Raw genomic sequence first — 15,627 nt, 5'->3', positions numbered from 1 at the left:
ATGATCGAACGCTTCGACGCCGAGCTGCCGCCAGATCCCGGCTCCTCATGGGGGAGAGCCGTGACGTGGGGTGCGGTCAGCGGCCTCGTGTTCGCCTCGCTGGTCATCGCCACGTGGGGATTCGTCTCCCTCGGCCTTGACCGAGACGTCATCGAGCTGCCAGGCGTCGGTGTCCTCGTGGCGCCCTTGGCCGTCGCGGCCGCAACGGGCGTGGTCGCCCTCTCCGCGGCGGTTGCGCTCCGGAGGAGGTTCCTCGGCAAGCCACGCTCGCTGTGGGTGTCGCTTCCTGGTGGCCTGCTGGCCTGGCTCGCGTTCGCGATCGTGGCTGGCATCGCCGTATCGAGCTCCCGGCCGGAGCCGGGGGAGTCCGATGCGCTCTCCACACTTCCGAGTCAGGTTGCCGTGGGTCTCTCCACGAGTCCGTTCGGGATCGCGATCGTGCCGCTCGCGATCATCGTGATCGTCGCCGTCCTCCTCTCGACGGCACGTCCGTCTGGACGCGATCGGGGTGTGGCTTGACCCTGCAAAACTGACGGGGTAGGATTTTTCGGTGCGCGCGCCCTGTCGCGCCCAAAACCGTGCGAACGTTGAAACTGCGTAAAACCGCAGCTCGACGCGCAACTGTAAGCAACGCCAGTCGCCTCGACTGCCACCGCTTCACCAACCAGCGATACCAGAGATTTTGTACCGCCGGTCGGTTATCAAGAGGCAAACAGTGCCTCGTAGGCACAGGAATCGTGCTTACCACGATCACGCAGTACAAAACCAAGGAGATTATTCGTGCCAACAATTCAGCAGTTGGTCCGCAAGGGCCGCCGCCCCAAGGCGTCGGCGTCCAAGACGCCAGCCCTGAAGGCCAACCCTCAGCAGCGCGGGGTTTGCACCCGCGTCTACACGACGACGCCTAAGAAGCCGAACTCGGCGCTCCGCAAGGTTGCCCGTGTCAAGCTGTCGAACGGCACCGAGGTGACCGCCTACATCCCAGGTGAGGGCCACAACCTCCAGGAGCACTCGATGGTGCTCGTCCGCGGCGGCCGTGTGAAGGACCTCCCGGGTGTGCGGTACAAGATCGTCCGCGGTGCACTTGACACCCAGGCAGTGAAGAACCGCAAGCAGGCTCGCAGCCGTTACGGCGCGAAGATGGAGAAGAAGTAATGCCACGTAAGGGTCCAGCCCCCAAGCGCCCCGTGGTCGCCGACCCCGTGTACGGCGCCCCCATCGTCAGCCAGCTCGTCAACAAGATTCTTCTTGATGGCAAGAAGGGCCTCGCCGAGCGCATCGTCTACGACGCACTCGAGGGTGTCGCTGCCAAGTCCGAGCTCGACGCGGTCGCGACCCTCAAGAAGGCGCTCGACAACGTGCGCCCCACGCTCGAGGTTCGCTCGCGCCGCGTCGGCGGCTCGACCTACCAGGTCCCGGTCGAGGTCAAGCCTCACCGCGCCAACACGCTCGCTCTCCGCTGGCTCACGAGCTACGCGAAGAACCGTCGCGAGAAGTCGATGACCGAGCGCCTCACGAACGAGATCCTCGACGCATCCAACGGCCTCGGCGCCGCGGTGAAGCGCCGTGAAGACACGCACAAGATGGCCGAGTCGAACAAGGCCTTCGCGCACTACCGCTGGTAATCCAGCAGCTGGTAGCCCTCACCACTCTCGCTTCAATCCTTTCGGAGGACACCCGTGGCACAGGACGTGCTTACTGACCTGAACAAGGTCCGCAACATCGGCATCATGGCGCACATCGATGCTGGCAAGACGACAACCACCGAGCGCATCCTGTTCTACACCGGTGTCAACCACAAGCTCGGCGAGACGCATGACGGCGCCTCGACGACGGACTGGATGGAGCAGGAGCAGGAGCGTGGCATCACGATCACCTCCGCTGCTGTGACGTCGTTCTGGAAGAAGAACCAGATCAACATCATCGACACGCCTGGTCACGTCGACTTCACCGTCGAGGTGGAGCGTTCGCTCCGCGTCCTCGACGGTGCCGTCGCCGTGTTCGATGGCAAGGAGGGCGTCGAGCCCCAGTCGGAGACCGTCTGGCGTCAGGCCGACAAGTACGACGTTCCGCGCATCTGCTTCGTCAACAAGATGGACAAGCTCGGCGCTGACTTCTACTTCACCGTCGACACCATCGTCAACCGCCTCGGCGCGAAGCCGCTCGTCATCCAGCTCCCCATCGGCGCTGAGAACGACTTCATCGGCGTCGTGGACCTGGTCGAGATGAACGCCAAGGTCTGGCCGAGCGACTCCAAGGGTGACACCACCCTTGGTGCTGCGTACGAGACCCAGGAGATCCCGGAAGACCTCAAGGAGCGCGCTGAGGAGTACCGCACGAAGCTGCTCGAGGCCGTCGCCGAGACCGACGACGCGCTCATGGAGCGCTTCTTCGCCGGCGAGGAGATCTCGATTCCTGAGATCAAGGCAGCCATCCGCAAGCTCACCGTCACGAGCGAGATGTACCCGGTGCTCTGCGGCTCCGCGTTCAAGAACCGCGGCGTCCAGCCGATGCTCGATGCGGTCGTCGACTACCTCCCGTCGCCGCTCGACGTTCCTGCCGTTGTCGGCATGAACCCGCGCGACGAGTCGGAGGAGCTCACGCGTCGTCCGAGCGCCGACGAGCCGTTCGCGGCTCTCGCGTTCAAGATCGCCGTGCACCCGTTCTTCGGTCGCCTCATCTACACGCGCGTCTACTCGGGACACGTCCCGTCCGGCGCGCAGGTCGTGAACTCCTCGAAGGGCAAGAAGGAGCGCATCGGGAAGATCTTCCAGATGCACGCCAACAAGGAGAACCCGGTCGAGTCGATGACCGCTGGACACATCTACGCCGTCATCGGCCTCAAGGACACCATGACCGGTGACACCCTGAGCGACCCTGACAAGCAGATCGTCCTCGAGTCGATGACCTTCCCGGACCCCGTCATCGAGGTCGCGATCGAGCCGAAGACCAAGGCCGACCAGGAGAAGCTCGGAACGGCTATCCAGAAGCTGGCCGAGGAAGACCCGACGTTCCGCGTCATGCTCGACCAGGAGACCGGTCAGACGGTCATCAAGGGCATGGGCGAGCTGCACCTCGACATCCTCGTCGACCGCATGAAGCGCGAGTTCAAGGTCGAGGCGAACGTGGGCAAGCCCCAGGTCGCCTACCGCGAGACGCTCACGAAGGTCGTCGAGAAGTTCGACTACACCCACAAGAAGCAGACGGGTGGCTCCGGCCAGTTCGCCAAGATCCAGATCAAGCTCGAGCCGCTTGAGATGGATGCGGAGAAGACCTACGAGTTCGTGAACGCCGTCACCGGTGGTCGCGTGCCTCGTGAGTACATCCCATCCGTGGATGCTGGCATCCAGGACGCCATGCAGGTCGGCGTCCTCGCCGGCTACCCGATGGTCGGCGTCAAGGCGTCGCTCCTCGATGGCGCTGCTCACGACGTCGACTCCTCGGAGATGGCGTTCAAGATCGCGGGCTCGATCGCGTTCAAGGAAGCAGCCCCCAAGGCCGGTCCTGTCATCCTCGAGCCGCTCATGTCGGTCGAGGTCCGTACTCCTGAGGAGTACATGGGCGACGTGATCGGCGACCTGAACTCCCGCCGCGGCCAGATCCAGTCGATGGAAGATGCCAGTGGCGTGAAGGTAGTGCGTGCACTCGTACCGCTGTCGGAGATGTTCGGATACATCGGTGACCTGCGCAGCAAGACCTCTGGTCGCGCTGTGTACTCGATGACGTTCGAAACCTACTCCGAGGTCCCCAAGGCCGTTGCCGAGGAGATCATCCAGAAGAACCGGGGCGAATAAGCCTCTACCGGCTCGGGTGACGCAGCGCGTCGCCCGAGCGGGTAACATTCATCACTGAAAACCCGGAAGTCCTTCTGCATCATTGGCGGATGGACACCAACGACGTCCTAGGAGGACCACAGTGGCCAAGGCCAAGTTCGAGCGGACCAAGCCGCACGTAAACATCGGAACGATCGGTCACGTCGACCACGGCAAGACCACGCTCACCGCAGCGATCTCGAAGGTGCTTGCTGACAAGTACCCTTCGGCGACCAACGTGCAGCGTGACTTCGCGTCGATCGACTCCGCTCCGGAAGAGCGTCAGCGCGGTATCACGATCAACATCTCCCACGTCGAGTACGAGACGCCCAAGCGTCACTACGCTCACGTCGATGCTCCGGGTCACGCCGACTACATCAAGAACATGATCACGGGCGCTGCGCAGATGGATGGCGCAATCCTCGTGGTCGCCGCAACCGACGGCCCCATGGCTCAGACGCGTGAGCACGTGCTGCTCGCGAAGCAGGTCGGCGTGCCGTACCTGGTCGTCGCGCTGAACAAGGCAGACATGGTTGACGACGAGGAGATCCTGGAGCTCGTCGAGCTCGAGGTTCGCGAGCTCCTCTCGAGCCAGGACTACCCCGGCGACGACGCTCCTGTCGTCCAGGTCTCCGGCCTCAAGGCGCTTGAGGGCGACGAGGCTTGGGCCGAGAAGATCGTCGAGCTCATGCAGGCTGTCGACGACAACGTGCCGGAGCCCGTCCGCGACAAGGACAAGCCGTTCCTCATGCCCGTCGAGGACGTCTTCACGATCACCGGTCGTGGAACCGTCGTCACGGGTCGCGCCGAGCGTGGCACGCTCGCCATCAACTCGGACGTCGAGATCGTCGGACTCCGTCCGACCGTCAAGACGACCGTCACGGGTATCGAGATGTTCCACAAGCAGCTCGACGAGGCGTGGGCCGGTGAGAACTGTGGTCTGCTCCTTCGTGGCACCAAGCGTGAAGACGTCGAGCGCGGTCAGGTCATCGTCGCTCCCGGTTCCGTCACGCCGCACACGAACTTCGAGGGAACTGCATACATCCTCTCGAAGGACGAGGGTGGCCGTCACAACCCGTTCTTCACGAACTACCGCCCGCAGTTCTACTTCCGCACCACGGACGTGACCGGCGTCATCACCCTGCCCGAGGGCAAGGAAATGATCATGCCCGGTGACACCACGGACATGACGGTCGAGCTCATCCAGCCGATCGCCATGGAAGAGGGCCTCGGCTTCGCAATCCGTGAGGGTGGCCGCACGGTCGGCGCCGGCACGGTGACGAAGATCAACAAGTAAGCTTCCAGCTCACTTCGCAGTGGGGTCGGACCTTCGGGTCCGGCCCCATTTCGTGTTTTCATCCGTTTTCACGGAGTCGAGATGCGAGCTACACTCGTCTCTCGTGTGCCGGGTCGAAGCCTGCCCCTTCCCTGGCGCTGATCGGTCACCTCCGCATCCCCAGCCGAGGGCCATCCATTGCCTCAGTGCAGTCAGGGAGCACGACGTATGTCCGTACGCGCAGAACGCCCGACGAGCGTGTCAGCTCGACCGGAGCCGAATCGCTACCGCTCGGACATCCAGGGTCTTCGGGCGATCGCCTCGCTGCTCGTCGCGTCGTTCCACATGTGGTTCGGCACGGTCTCTGGCGGTGTCGACCTGTTCTTCGTCCTCGGCGGCTTCCTGCTTGCGACGACGCTGGTCGGCGAGCTCGAGCGACGGGGGAGCATTCGCGCCTGGCAGTACGTCAGGCGCACGGCCACTCGGCTCTTCCCGATGGCCGGACTCGTACTGCTCGTCGTCTCGGTCGTGCTGCTGCTCACTGCGCCGGCGCTGTCGTTCCAGCGGAACGTCACCGACGTCTTCGCGGCCGCCACCTACTGGGAGAACTGGCGCCTGGCGGGGGACGCGACCGACTACATCGCGGCGGGACACGACAAGTCGGCCGTCCAGCACTTCTGGGCGATGTCCGTCCAAGGGCAGTCGACGCTCCTGCTCCTCGGATTCGTCCTCCTGCTCGGGCTCATCGCGAAGGTGGGGCGCTGGCCCGTCCGGCGCGTCGCCATCGTGGGCTTCGTCCTCCTCACCGCAGCCTCGTTCGCCTACGCGCTGAACGGCGTCGCCGTCGACCCCGTTCCCACGTACTACAGCACGTGGGCACGGCTCTGGGAGTTCGGCATCGGCGCCATCGCGGCGCTCGTCATCACGCGCATCCATCTCGCCAGGACCGTGCGGGCTGTGATCGGCACCGTCGGGCTCCTCCTGGTCCTCACCGCCGGGCTGCTGCCGAGTGCCTGGCCGTATCCGGGACTCATCGCCCTCTACCCGGTCGGCGGCGCCCTGCTCGTGCTCATCGCGGGTGCCTCGGGCGCCCCGACCGGGGGCAACCGGCTGCTCACCTGGAAGCCACTCGTCTGGCTCGGTGGGTTCTCCTATGGCCTCTACCTGTGGAGCTGGCCGATCCTCAAGCTCTTCGTGGACCTCTTCCCGGAGCGTGCGGAGCCCGTCTCCTTCTTCGATGGCGTGATCCTGCTCGCAGTCTCCATAGCGGTCGCCTGGGCGACGTCCCGCCTGCTCAAGATGGTCGGACGGGTGCGGAACCCGCTCGCGCAGGTCGACGCCTCCGCCCCGAGGTGGAAGCCGAACCCGAGGCTCATCACCTCGGTGACCGTGCCGCTCGTCGCCCTGATCGCCTTCGCCGGAGTGCAGGTGGCGCCACAGGTCCACGAGGACGCCATCGAGGCCATCGAGCTCGCACCGGCAGTGGACAACCTCGACGAGCTCTCCGCAGTGATCGCGGAGGCGACAGCTCAGCCGACCGTGCCGGATGGAACCCTCATCACGGGTGCAGAGGCACGCAGTGAGGAGTGGGAGCTCGACGACTGCGTCTCGGTTGCTTCGGAGGACGCCCTGGATCGTTGCGCCTACGGAAGCTCCGACGCCGACCGCGAGGTGTGGCTCGTGGGAGATTCGCAGGCCGTGACCTGGGCTCCTGGCTTCCGAGAGGCGCTCGGGGAGGACACCCGGCTGCAGCTCATGGGACTCTCGATGTGCCCGTTCACCTCCGGTGCCGCGCTCGACAGCATCGACCACTACCGCGAGACCTGCGAGGGGCACAACCAGTGGGTCGTCGACCTCGCAGCCGAGCGCCTTCCCGACCTCGTGGTGATCTCCTATGGTGCGTGGTGGGTGGGCGAGGGATACGAGCACCTCAGCGATGACATCGGCGCGGACCTCGGGCGGGGCTCGAGCGAGTACGTCCGCGAACTGACCGAGCTCGGCGTCGATGTCGTCTGGCTCGACTCGGTCCCTCCCACGCAGGACCTGGACGAGTGCATGGAGGCGTCTACGCCAGCGGAGGCTGCCGACTCCTGCGAGACGCCGTTCGGAGCTGAGCGTCAGCTGCGCGCCGACCAGCTCGCAGAGATCATGGGGGAGTCGGGCGCAACGGTCGTCCCCACGGCCTCCTGGTTCTGCGACGGAGTGCTCGGCGTCTGCCCGAGCGTCGTCGCCGGGATGCCGGTGCACAGCGACCCGACCCACATCGGGCGGCAGTACTCGCTCTACCTCTCGAAGGTCATCGGCGACCGCGTTCTCGCGCCGAAGGGGTTCTGACTCGCGGATTCGAAATCCGCGACACGCCCGGGTTGCAAGAACAGGCCTGTCCGGTCTAAACTCGGTGAGTTCAGTATTTCGGGGCACGGCGCTAGTCGTGTGTTCGAATCACTGCCCGGAGTGTGCATAAGCGCCCCGCGTCGCAAGACGCCTGGTGTGCAGCTTAGGCCGCCGGCAGCAGAGCAAAGCTCCGGCCAAAGGAAGACACCTCACCGAGGTCGAATCCGGAAGGCCGTCCATCAGCTTGAGTACACTCCTGTGCTCCGAGCAGGTGAACTTGACAGAAAAACAGTGGTGCGAATCCCGGCGTGAAGACGCCACGGGGTTGCATGCGAAGCCGCAATGGCGGCACGTCATTGAGAGAGAGAGTCAACCATGGCGGGACAGAAGATCCGCATTCGACTGAAGTCGTATGACCACGAGGTCATCGACAGCTCGGCGCGCAAGATCGTCGACACCGTAACCCGTGCTGGCGCCTCCGTCATCGGTCCGGTGCCCCTGCCTACCGAGAAGAACGTGATCGCTGTGATCCGTAGCCCTCACAAGTACAAGGACAGCCGCGAGCACTTCGAGATGCGCACCCACAAGCGTCTGATCGACATTGTCGACCCGACGCCGAAGGCCGTCGACTCGCTCATGCGCCTCGACCTTCCGGCCGATGTCAACATCGAGATCAAGCTCTAGGGAAACACATGTCTACCGCTACCAAGACGTTCAAGGGTCTGCTGGGCACGAAGCTCGGCATGACCCAGGTCTGGGACGCTGAAAACCGTCTCGTCCCCGTCACGGTCATCCAGGTGAGCACCAACGTCGTCACCGAGATCATGACCGTCGAAAAGAACGGCTACGAAGCCGTTCAGATCGCCGCAGGCGCGATCGACCCGCGCAAGGTGAACAAGCCGGCAGCCGGCAAGTTCGCAGCGGCGGGCGTCACGCCTCGCCGTCACATCACCGAGCTCCGCACCGCTGATGCAGCCTCGTACACGATCGGTCAGGAGCTCGGCGCAGACACGTTCGAGCCCGGCACCAAGATCGACGTCGTCGGCACCAGCAAGGGCAAGGGCTTCGCCGGTGTCATGAAGCGTCACAACTTCTCCGGTGTCGGCGCATCGCACGGTGCGCACAAGAACCACCGTCGCCCCGGCTCCATCGGTGCCTCCGCAACCCCCAGCCGTGTCTTCAAGGGCACGCGCATGGCTGGCCGGATGGGTGGCGACCGCGTCACCGTCCAGAACCTCACGGTTCACGCAGCCGACGCCGAGAAGGGCATCCTCCTCGTCAAGGGTGCTGTCCCCGGCCCCAAGGGTCGTCTCGTTTTCGTTCGCAACGCAGTGAAGGGGGCCTAGTTTCCTATGGCAACCAAGATTGACGTCACCGACGCAGCCGGCAAGAAGTCCGGCTCGGTCGAACTGCCTGCCGCCATCTTCGACGCGCAGACCAATGTCCCGCTGATCCACCAGGTCGTCGTCGCACAGCGTGCGGCTGCTCGTCAGGGCACGCACAAGACGAAGAACCGTGGAGAGGTTTCCGGCTCCGGTCGCAAGCCGTTCAAGCAGAAGGGCACCGGCCGCGCCCGTCAGGGTTCGGTCCGCATGCCGCAGCACAAGGGTGGTGGCATCGTCCACGGACCGACGCCGCGTGACTACTCGCAGCGCACCCCCAAGAAGATGATCGCAGCCGCCCTCATCGGCGCACTGAGCGACCGCGCACGCGGTGGCCACCTGCACATCGTCGACTCCCTCGTCACGGGTGAGAAGGCCTCGACCAAGGTCGCAGCCGCAGCAATCGCGAAGGTCGCGGCGGGACGCAACATCCTCGTCGTCCTCGACCGCAGCGATGAGCTCAGCCTCCTGAGCGTCCGCAACCTGAAGGCACTTCACGTGCTCTTCGTGGACCAGCTCAACGCCTACGACGTCCTCGTCTCGGACGACATCCTCTTCACGAAGGCTGCTTACGACGCGTTCGTCGAGAGCAAGACCAGCAAGGAGCAGGGCGCATGAGCGCAAACAACAAGGACCCGCGCGACATCATCTTCGCGCCGGTGATCTCCGAGAAGAGCTACAGCCTGATCGACCAGGGCAAGTACACCTTCGAGGTCGACCCCCGTTCGAACAAGACCGAGATCAAGCTCGCTATCGAGCAGATCTTCGACGTCAAGGTCGACAAGGTCAACACCTTGAACCGCACGGGCAAGACGCGCCGCACCCGCTTCGGGCTCGGCAAGCGCAAGGACACCAAGCGCGCCATCGTCTCGCTCAAGTCCGGCACCATCGACATCTTCTCGAACGCCGGTTAATCGAGAGCACAGAGGACGAATTCACATGGCTATTCGCAATTACAAGCCCACGACGCCAGGTCGTCGTGGAGCCTCGGTGTCCGAGTTCACCGAGATCACGCGCTCGACTCCCGAAAAGTCGCTGCTCCGCCCCCTCACCAAGTCGGGTGGACGCAACAACCAGGGACGCATCACGACCCGTCACATCGGTGGTGGCCACAAGCGCCAGTACCGCGTCATCGACTTCCGTCGTAACGACAAGGACGGCGTGAACGCCAAGGTCGCTCACATCGAGTACGACCCCAACCGCACCGCTCGTATCGCGCTGCTGCACTTCTTCGACGGATCCAAGCGCTACATCCTGGCTCCCAACAAGCTCAAGCAGGGCGACATCATCGAGTCGGGCGCTGGCGCCGACATCAAGCCGGGCAACAACCTCCCGCTCCGCAACATCCCGACCGGTACGGTCATTCACGCCATCGAGCTCCGCCCAGGCGGCGGCGCGAAGATGGCACGCTCGGCCGGAGCTTCCGTTCGCCTCGTTGCGAAGGACGGCCCCTACGCCCAGCTGCGTCTGCCGAGCGGCGAAGTCCGCAACGTCGACGTGCGCTGCCGCGCGACGATCGGCGAGGTCGGCAACGCCGAGCAGTCGAACATCAACCTGGGCAAGGCCGGCCGCAAGCGCTGGCTCGGCGTTCGCCCGACGGTCCGTGGTGTCGTCATGAACCCGGTCGACCACCCGCACGGTGGTGGTGAGGGCCGCACATCCGGTGGACGTCACCCGGTGAGCCCCTGGGGTAAGCCAGAAGGCCGCACCCGTCGCCCCAACAAGGAGAGCGACAAGCTCATCGTCCGCCGTCGCCCTGCCGGCAAGAAGCGTAAGTAGGAGATCAGAAGATGCCTCGCAGTCTCAAGAAGGGCCCCTTCGTCGACGAACACCTCTTCCAGAAGGTGGTCAAGCAGAACGAAGCTGGCTCGAAGAACGTCATCAAGACCTGGTCGCGCCGATCGATGATCGTGCCGGACATGCTCGGCCACACCATCGCCGTGCACGACGGTCGCAAGCACATCCCCGTGTTTGTCACCGAAACCATGGTCGGCCACAAGCTCGGCGAGTTTGCACCGACCCGCACCTTCCGTGGACACGAGAAGGACGACAAGAAGGGTCGTCGCCGCTAACGCGGCGACGTGAAGGAGGAAAATATGGTGGAGTCAACCGCACGCGTGCGGCACATCCGCGTCACCCCTCAGAAGGCTCGTCGCGTCGTCAACTTGATCCGCGGCAAGCAGGCGCTCGAAGCGCTCGCCATTCTGAAGTTCGCACCTCAGGGTGCCTCTGAGCCGGTCTACAAGGTCGTTGCATCCGCAATCGCCAACGCACGCGTCAAGGCAGACAAGGAAAGCCAGTTCCTTGACGAGCGCGACCTCTACATCGCCAAGGCGTTCGTAGACGAGGGTGCAACCCTCAAGCGCTTCCGTCCGCGTGCACAGGGACGAGCATTCCGCATCAACAAGCGCACAAGCCACATCACGGTTGTGCTGGCGACGCCGGAGCTCGCCGAGGCCGAGAAGGGGAGCAGCAAGTAATGGGCCAGAAGATCAATCCGTACGGCTTCCGTCTCGGAATCACGACCGACCACGTCTCCCGCTGGTACGCAGACTCGACCAAGCCGGGTCAGCGCTACAGCGACTACGTCAAGGAAGACATCCGCATTCGCGAGTATCTCCAGAAGACACTCGACCGTGCAGGCGTCTCCCGCATCGAGATCGAGCGCACGCGTGACCGCGTTCGCGTCGACATCTACACGGCACGCCCCGGCATCGTCATCGGACGACGCGGAGCAGAGGCCGAGCGCATCCGCGCCGACCTCGAGAAGCTCACGGGCAAGCAGATCCAGCTGAACATCCTCGAGGTCAAGAACCCCGAGGCTGACGCTCAGCTGGTCGCGCAGGGTATCGCCGAGCAGCTCTCTGCTCGTGTCGCCTTCCGCCGTGCGATGCGCAAGGGCCTCCAGGGCGCTCAGCGTGCAGGTGCCAAGGGCATCCGCATCCAGGTCTCCGGCCGCCTCGGCGGTGCTGAGATGAGCCGCTCGGAGTTCTACCGCGAGGGACGCGTTCCGCTGCACACGCTCCGCGCCAACATCGACTACGGCTTCTACGAGGCCAAGACCACCTACGGTCGCATCGGTGTCAAGGTGTGGATCTACAAGGGCGACATGACCAACAAGGAACTCGCCCGCGAACAGGCCAACCAGAAGTCGTCCCGTGGGGACCGTAACGACCGCTCACGCCGTGGCCCGCGCCGCGACAACGAGAAGCAGGTCGCCGCAGGAGTTGAGGCGTAACCATGTTGATTCCACGTCGAGTCAAGCACCGTAAGCAGCACCGCCCGGACCGTAGCGGCATGTCGAAGGGTGGCAACACCGTATCGTTCGGCGAGTTCGGCATCCAGGCGCTCACCCCGTCCTACGTGACCAACCGTCAGATCGAGGCAGCTCGTATCGCCATGACGCGTCACATCAAGCGTGGCGGCAAGGTCTGGATCAACATCTACCCGGACCGCCCGATGACCGCTCGCCCCGCCGAGACCCGCATGGGTTCCGGTAAGGGTGCAGTCGACTCCTGGGTTGCGAACGTCAAGCCCGGCCGCGTCCTCTTCGAGGTCGCCGGCGTCAGCGAGGAGCTCGCTCGCGAGGCCCTCACGCGCGCCATCCACAAGCTGCCGCTCAAGGCACGCATCATTTCGCGCGAGGAAGGCGAGTAATCATGGCGATTGGTACCAAGGAGCTCGCCACCACCGAGCTCGACAACTTCGAAGACGGACGTCTCGTCGAGGAGCTCAAGAAGGCCAAGGAAGAGCTGTTCAACCTGCGCTTCCAGGCCGTGACCAACCAGGTCGAAGAGCGCGGACGCATCCGTCAGGTCAAGCGCGACATCGCGCGCATCTACACGGTGATCCGCGAGCGTGAGCTCGGGATCCGCGCAACCCCGGCCCCGGTCGAGAAGCCGGCCAAGAAGTCGAAGGCCACCAAGGCTTCGAAGAAGGCCGAAGCCTCCGAGGCTGCGCCCGAGGCTGAGAACGAGGAGACCAAGTAATGGCTGAAAGCACGACACAGCCCGAGGCAACGGAAGAGGCGCACGAGCGCAACTACCGCAAGACCCGGCGCGGCTACGTCACGAGCGACAAGATGGAAAAGACCATCACCGTCTCGGTCGAAGAGCGCGTCAAGCACCCCCTCTACGGCAAGGTGCTCCGCCGCTCGAGCAAGGTCAAGGCGCACGACGCCGACAACCAGGCCGGCATCGGCGACCTCGTCCTGATTGCAGAGACCCGTCCCCTCAGCGCTACCAAGCGCTGGCGCCTGGTCGAGATCCTGGAGAAGGCGAAGTAGGCCTCGCCTTCTTCGACCACTCAGCGAAGGAATTTGACAGATGCTTCAGCAAGAATCACGAGTCCGTGTCGCCGACAACACCGGCGCCAAGGAACTCCTCACGATCCGCGTACTCGGTGGCTCCGGCCGCCGCTACGCGGGGATCGGTGACGTCATCGTCGCGACCGTCAAGGACGCGATCCCTGGCGGAAACCTCAAGAAGGGTGAGGTCGTCAAGGCCGTCATCGTTCGCACAGTCAAGTCGACCCGTCGTCCCGACGGTTCGTACATCAAGTTCGACGAGAACGCAGCCGTCATCCTCAAGGGTGACAACGAGCCGCGTGGCACTCGAATCTTCGGACCGGTCGGTCGCGAACTCCGCGACAAGAAGTTCATGAAGATCGTGTCGCTCGCGCCGGAGGTGATTTAACCCATGGCAACGATCCGCAAGGGCGACCTGGTCCAGGTCATCTCGGGCCCGAGCCAGGCTCGTGGTGGAGACCGCGGCAAGCAGGGCGAAGTGCTCGAGGTGCTCCGCGAAGAGAACCGCATTCTCGTTCAGGGAATCAACTTCGTGACCAAGCACGTTCGCGTCGGACAGACGCAGCGTGGCACGAAGACGGGTGGCATCGAGACCGTCGAGGCCCCCATCCACATCTCCAACGTCGCACTCGTCGACCCCGAGACCAAGCAGCCGGCTCGTACCGGTGTGCAGGTCGAAGAGGTCACGAAGGACGGCGTGACCAAGACGGTGCGCACGCGCGTCTTCAAGCCATCCCGCCGCGCTGCGAAGCCGGCCAAGGTCGAGAAGGCCGCCAAGGCCGACAAGGCCGAGAAGGCTGAGAAGAAGCCCGCGACGAAGGCCAAGGCCGCCGCACCGAAGAAGAAGGACGACGAGTAGATATGACTGACATCGCCACGGAGGCTGGCAAAATCCAGCCCCGTCTCAAGCTGAAGTACCGCGACGAGCTCAAGGCTCAGCTGCAGGCAGACCTCGGCGTGAGCAACGTCCACCAGGTTCCCGGTCTCGTGAAGATCGTCGTGAACATGGGTGTTGGCGAAGCAGCTCGCGACGGAAAGATCATCGAAGGTGCCATCACGGACCTCACGGCGATCACCGGTCAGAAGCCGAAGGTCACGAAGGCCACGAAGTCGATCGCACAGTTCAAGCTGCGCGAAGGACAGCCGATCGGCGCGCACGTCACACTGCGCGGCGACCGCATGTGGGAGTTCCTCGACCGCCTGCTCTCGCTCGCTCTTCCCCGTATCCGCGACTTCCGTGGTCTCAACGACCGCCAGTTCGACGGAAACGGAAACTACACCTTCGGCCTCACGGAGCAGGTAATGTTCCATGAGATCGATCCAGACAAGATCGACCGCACACGCGGTATGGACATCACCGTCGTCACGACGGCGAAGAACGACGAAGATGGGCGCGCCCTCCTGGGCAAGCTCGGCTTCCCGTTCCAGGCCGGTCTCCAGCAGAACTAGTCTGAACACCCGAGGGTCACGGCGTATGCCGTGACCCCATCGGGCTGTTGCAACCGCAGCGGCCCGTCCACCACAGGTCGCGGGGCCGTGTACGGCCCCGCGAAACCAGGCGAAAGGCACTCATCATGACGATGACAGATCCCGTCGCAGATATGCTGACGCGACTGCGCAACGCGAACTCGGCGCACCACGACTCCGTGTCGATGCCGAGCTCGAAGCTCAAGTCCCACATTGCCGACATCCTCAAGCGCGAGGGCTACATCACCGACTGGACAGTCGAAGATGCACGAGTGGGCCAGACCCTCACTCTCTCGCTGAAGTTCGGTCCGAACCGCGAGAGGTCGATCGTCGGCATCAAGCGCGTCTCCAAGCCAGGTCTCCGCGTGTACGCGCGCTCGACCGAGCTGCCAAGCGTCCTCGGCGGCCTCGGCATTGCCATCCTGTCCACCTCCTCCGGTCTCCTCACGGACCGTCAGGCCGAGCAGAAGGGCGTAGGCGGAGAAGTCCTCGCCTACGTGTGGTAATCCGTCATGTCACGAATTGGTCGTCTCCCGATCAGCGTCCCAGCTGGCGTTGACATCAAGATCGACGCGCAGAACGTCACCGTCAAGGGACCGAAGGGCGAGCTCGCGCTCGTCGTCGCGAACCCCATCGAGGTCAAGCTCGAAGACGGTCAGCTTCTCGTCACGCGTCCGAACGACGAGCGTGAGTCCCGTGCACTGCACGGCCTGACCCGCACGCTCATCAACAACAACATCATCGGCGTCACCGAGGGCTACACGAAGAAGCTCGAGGTCGTTGGAACCGGTTACCGCATCGTTTCCAAGGGCACGGGCGTCGAGTTCGCACTCGGCTACTCGCACCCGATCAACGTCGAGCCCCCGCAGGGCATCACGTTCCAGGTCGAGGGCAACAACAAGCTCACGGTCGTCGGAATCGACAAGCAGGCTGTCGGCGAGGTCGCAGCGAACATCCGCAAGCTCCGCCTCCCCGAGCCCTACAAGGGCAAGGGCGTGCGTTACGAGGGCGAGCAGATCCGCCGCAAGGCCGGAAAGTCAGGTAAGTAAC

General features: G+C 64.1%; 21 protein-coding genes and 1 pseudogene. All 22 read left to right on the top strand.

Features of this window, described 5'->3' with window-relative positions:
* The 22 genes and pseudogenes from C5E10_RS12220 to rplF all read left to right on the top strand — a co-directional run bounded on the left by C5E10_RS12220 (nt 1) and on the right by rplF (nt 15,626).
* The gene (locus C5E10_RS12220; protein WP_104331846.1) at nt 1-519 is read left to right on the top strand and encodes a hypothetical protein; all 519 of its coding nucleotides are present in this window, start codon (nt 1-3) and stop codon (nt 517-519) included.
* A 261-nt stretch (nt 520-780) separates the two neighbouring features.
* The gene (gene rpsL, locus C5E10_RS12215) at nt 781-1,155 is read left to right on the top strand and encodes a 30S ribosomal protein S12 (protein WP_068479306.1); all 375 of its coding nucleotides are present in this window, start codon (nt 781-783) and stop codon (nt 1,153-1,155) included.
* The gene (rpsG, locus tag C5E10_RS12210; protein ID WP_068479304.1) at nt 1,155-1,625 is read left to right on the top strand and encodes a 30S ribosomal protein S7; all 471 of its coding nucleotides are present in this window, start codon (nt 1,155-1,157) and stop codon (nt 1,623-1,625) included. Before rpsL ends, rpsG begins: the two co-directional genes overlap by 1 nt.
* A gap of 54 nt (nt 1,626-1,679) precedes the next feature.
* The gene (gene fusA / locus C5E10_RS12205) at nt 1,680-3,794 is read left to right on the top strand and encodes an elongation factor G (RefSeq protein ID WP_104331845.1); all 2,115 of its coding nucleotides are present in this window, start codon (nt 1,680-1,682) and stop codon (nt 3,792-3,794) included.
* A 121-nt stretch (nt 3,795-3,915) separates the two neighbouring features.
* Nucleotides 3,916-5,109, top strand: a complete 1,194-nt coding sequence (tuf, locus tag C5E10_RS12200) for an elongation factor Tu (protein WP_104242686.1) — start codon at nt 3,916-3,918, stop codon at nt 5,107-5,109.
* 207 nt (nt 5,110-5,316) lie between these two features.
* Entirely contained in the window at nt 5,317-7,422 is a 2,106-nt protein-coding gene (locus C5E10_RS12195; protein WP_104331844.1) for an acyltransferase family protein, read from the top strand.
* 375 nt (nt 7,423-7,797) lie between these two features.
* Entirely contained in the window at nt 7,798-8,106 is a 309-nt protein-coding gene (gene rpsJ / locus C5E10_RS12190; protein ID WP_068479296.1) for a 30S ribosomal protein S10, read from the top strand.
* 8 nt (nt 8,107-8,114) lie between these two features.
* Nucleotides 8,115-8,768, top strand: coding sequence for a 50S ribosomal protein L3 (gene rplC / locus C5E10_RS12185; RefSeq protein ID WP_104242682.1), 654 nt, complete (start codon nt 8,115-8,117; stop codon nt 8,766-8,768).
* A 6-nt stretch (nt 8,769-8,774) separates the two neighbouring features.
* A complete protein-coding gene (gene rplD, locus C5E10_RS12180; RefSeq protein WP_104299435.1) occupies nt 8,775-9,422 on the top strand; it encodes a 50S ribosomal protein L4 in 648 nt (215 codons plus the stop codon).
* Complete coding sequence (rplW, locus tag C5E10_RS12175) at nt 9,419-9,718, top strand: 50S ribosomal protein L23 (RefSeq protein WP_068479290.1); 300 nt, start codon at nt 9,419-9,421, stop codon at nt 9,716-9,718. Before rplD ends, rplW begins: the two co-directional genes overlap by 4 nt.
* A 25-nt stretch (nt 9,719-9,743) precedes the next feature.
* Nucleotides 9,744-10,583 carry a 50S ribosomal protein L2 gene (rplB, locus tag C5E10_RS12170; RefSeq protein ID WP_068479288.1) on the top strand — a complete coding sequence of 280 codons (840 nt, stop codon included), beginning with the start codon at nt 9,744-9,746 and terminating at the stop codon, nt 10,581-10,583.
* 11 nt (nt 10,584-10,594) lie between these two features.
* On the top strand, nt 10,595-10,876 hold the full coding sequence (gene rpsS / locus C5E10_RS12165; protein WP_068479286.1) for a 30S ribosomal protein S19: 282 nt from the start codon (nt 10,595-10,597) through the stop codon (nt 10,874-10,876).
* A gap of 24 nt (nt 10,877-10,900) precedes the next feature.
* On the top strand, nt 10,901-11,284 hold the full coding sequence (gene rplV, locus C5E10_RS12160; RefSeq protein ID WP_104242678.1) for a 50S ribosomal protein L22: 384 nt from the start codon (nt 10,901-10,903) through the stop codon (nt 11,282-11,284).
* Complete coding sequence (gene rpsC, locus C5E10_RS12155) at nt 11,284-12,042, top strand: 30S ribosomal protein S3 (RefSeq protein ID WP_104242676.1); 759 nt, start codon at nt 11,284-11,286, stop codon at nt 12,040-12,042. Before rplV ends, rpsC begins: the two co-directional genes overlap by 1 nt.
* 2 nt (nt 12,043-12,044) lie before the next feature.
* A complete protein-coding gene (gene rplP / locus C5E10_RS12150) occupies nt 12,045-12,461 on the top strand; it encodes a 50S ribosomal protein L16 (RefSeq protein ID WP_068479279.1) in 417 nt (138 codons plus the stop codon).
* 2 nt (nt 12,462-12,463) lie between these two features.
* Nucleotides 12,464-12,793: a 50S ribosomal protein L29 gene (rpmC, locus tag C5E10_RS12145; RefSeq protein WP_104299433.1), complete on the top strand. Its 330-nt coding sequence runs from the start codon at nt 12,464-12,466 to the stop codon at nt 12,791-12,793.
* Nucleotides 12,793-13,089 carry a 30S ribosomal protein S17 gene (rpsQ, locus tag C5E10_RS12140; RefSeq protein WP_104242672.1) on the top strand — a complete coding sequence of 99 codons (297 nt, stop codon included), beginning with the start codon at nt 12,793-12,795 and terminating at the stop codon, nt 13,087-13,089. The genes rpmC and rpsQ overlap by 1 nt, the downstream gene beginning before the upstream one ends.
* Before the next feature lie 40 nt (nt 13,090-13,129).
* Complete coding sequence (gene rplN, locus C5E10_RS12135; RefSeq protein WP_068479273.1) at nt 13,130-13,498, top strand: 50S ribosomal protein L14; 369 nt, start codon at nt 13,130-13,132, stop codon at nt 13,496-13,498.
* A gap of 3 nt (nt 13,499-13,501) precedes the next feature.
* Nucleotides 13,502-13,846 (top strand): annotated as a pseudogene (gene rplX / locus C5E10_RS12130) (50S ribosomal protein L24); the annotation flags it as partial.
* A gap of 125 nt (nt 13,847-13,971) precedes the next feature.
* Complete coding sequence (gene rplE / locus C5E10_RS12125) at nt 13,972-14,559, top strand: 50S ribosomal protein L5 (protein ID WP_104242668.1); 588 nt, start codon at nt 13,972-13,974, stop codon at nt 14,557-14,559.
* A gap of 125 nt (nt 14,560-14,684) precedes the next feature.
* Nucleotides 14,685-15,083, top strand: coding sequence for a 30S ribosomal protein S8 (rpsH, locus tag C5E10_RS12120; protein WP_068479267.1), 399 nt, complete (start codon nt 14,685-14,687; stop codon nt 15,081-15,083).
* A gap of 6 nt (nt 15,084-15,089) precedes the next feature.
* On the top strand, nt 15,090-15,626 hold the full coding sequence (rplF, locus tag C5E10_RS12115; protein WP_104242666.1) for a 50S ribosomal protein L6: 537 nt from the start codon (nt 15,090-15,092) through the stop codon (nt 15,624-15,626).
* Nucleotide 15,627 lies beyond the last annotated feature (1 nt).

It is taken from the genome of Pseudoclavibacter sp. RFBG4, from assembly GCF_002931515.1.
Classification (GTDB): Bacteria; Actinomycetota; Actinomycetes; order Actinomycetales; family Microbacteriaceae; genus Pseudoclavibacter.
The sequence above is the reverse complement of the archived record's forward strand: the minus strand, read 5'-3'. Positions and strand labels throughout refer to the sequence as shown.

Coding starts and splice junctions, on each gene's coding strand:
- C5E10_RS12220 (WP_104331846.1), top strand. CDS start 1: ATGATCGAACGCTTCGACGCCGAGCTGCCGCCAGATCCCGGCTCCTCA.
- rpsG (WP_068479304.1), top strand. CDS start 1,155: ATGCCACGTAAGGGTCCAGCCCCCAAGCGCCCCGTGGTCGCCGACCCC.
- C5E10_RS12195 (WP_104331844.1), top strand. CDS start 5,317: ATGTCCGTACGCGCAGAACGCCCGACGAGCGTGTCAGCTCGACCGGAG.
- rpsJ (WP_068479296.1), top strand. CDS start 7,798: ATGGCGGGACAGAAGATCCGCATTCGACTGAAGTCGTATGACCACGAG.
- rplC (WP_104242682.1), top strand. CDS start 8,115: ATGTCTACCGCTACCAAGACGTTCAAGGGTCTGCTGGGCACGAAGCTC.
- rplD (WP_104299435.1), top strand. CDS start 8,775: ATGGCAACCAAGATTGACGTCACCGACGCAGCCGGCAAGAAGTCCGGC.
- rplW (WP_068479290.1), top strand. CDS start 9,419: ATGAGCGCAAACAACAAGGACCCGCGCGACATCATCTTCGCGCCGGTG.
- rplB (WP_068479288.1), top strand. CDS start 9,744: ATGGCTATTCGCAATTACAAGCCCACGACGCCAGGTCGTCGTGGAGCC.
- rpsS (WP_068479286.1), top strand. CDS start 10,595: ATGCCTCGCAGTCTCAAGAAGGGCCCCTTCGTCGACGAACACCTCTTC.
- rplV (WP_104242678.1), top strand. CDS start 10,901: ATGGTGGAGTCAACCGCACGCGTGCGGCACATCCGCGTCACCCCTCAG.
- rpsC (WP_104242676.1), top strand. CDS start 11,284: ATGGGCCAGAAGATCAATCCGTACGGCTTCCGTCTCGGAATCACGACC.
- rplP (WP_068479279.1), top strand. CDS start 12,045: ATGTTGATTCCACGTCGAGTCAAGCACCGTAAGCAGCACCGCCCGGAC.
- rpmC (WP_104299433.1), top strand. CDS start 12,464: ATGGCGATTGGTACCAAGGAGCTCGCCACCACCGAGCTCGACAACTTC.
- rpsQ (WP_104242672.1), top strand. CDS start 12,793: ATGGCTGAAAGCACGACACAGCCCGAGGCAACGGAAGAGGCGCACGAG.
- rplN (WP_068479273.1), top strand. CDS start 13,130: ATGCTTCAGCAAGAATCACGAGTCCGTGTCGCCGACAACACCGGCGCC.
- rplE (WP_104242668.1), top strand. CDS start 13,972: ATGACTGACATCGCCACGGAGGCTGGCAAAATCCAGCCCCGTCTCAAG.
- rpsH (WP_068479267.1), top strand. CDS start 14,685: ATGACGATGACAGATCCCGTCGCAGATATGCTGACGCGACTGCGCAAC.
- rplF (WP_104242666.1), top strand. CDS start 15,090: ATGTCACGAATTGGTCGTCTCCCGATCAGCGTCCCAGCTGGCGTTGAC.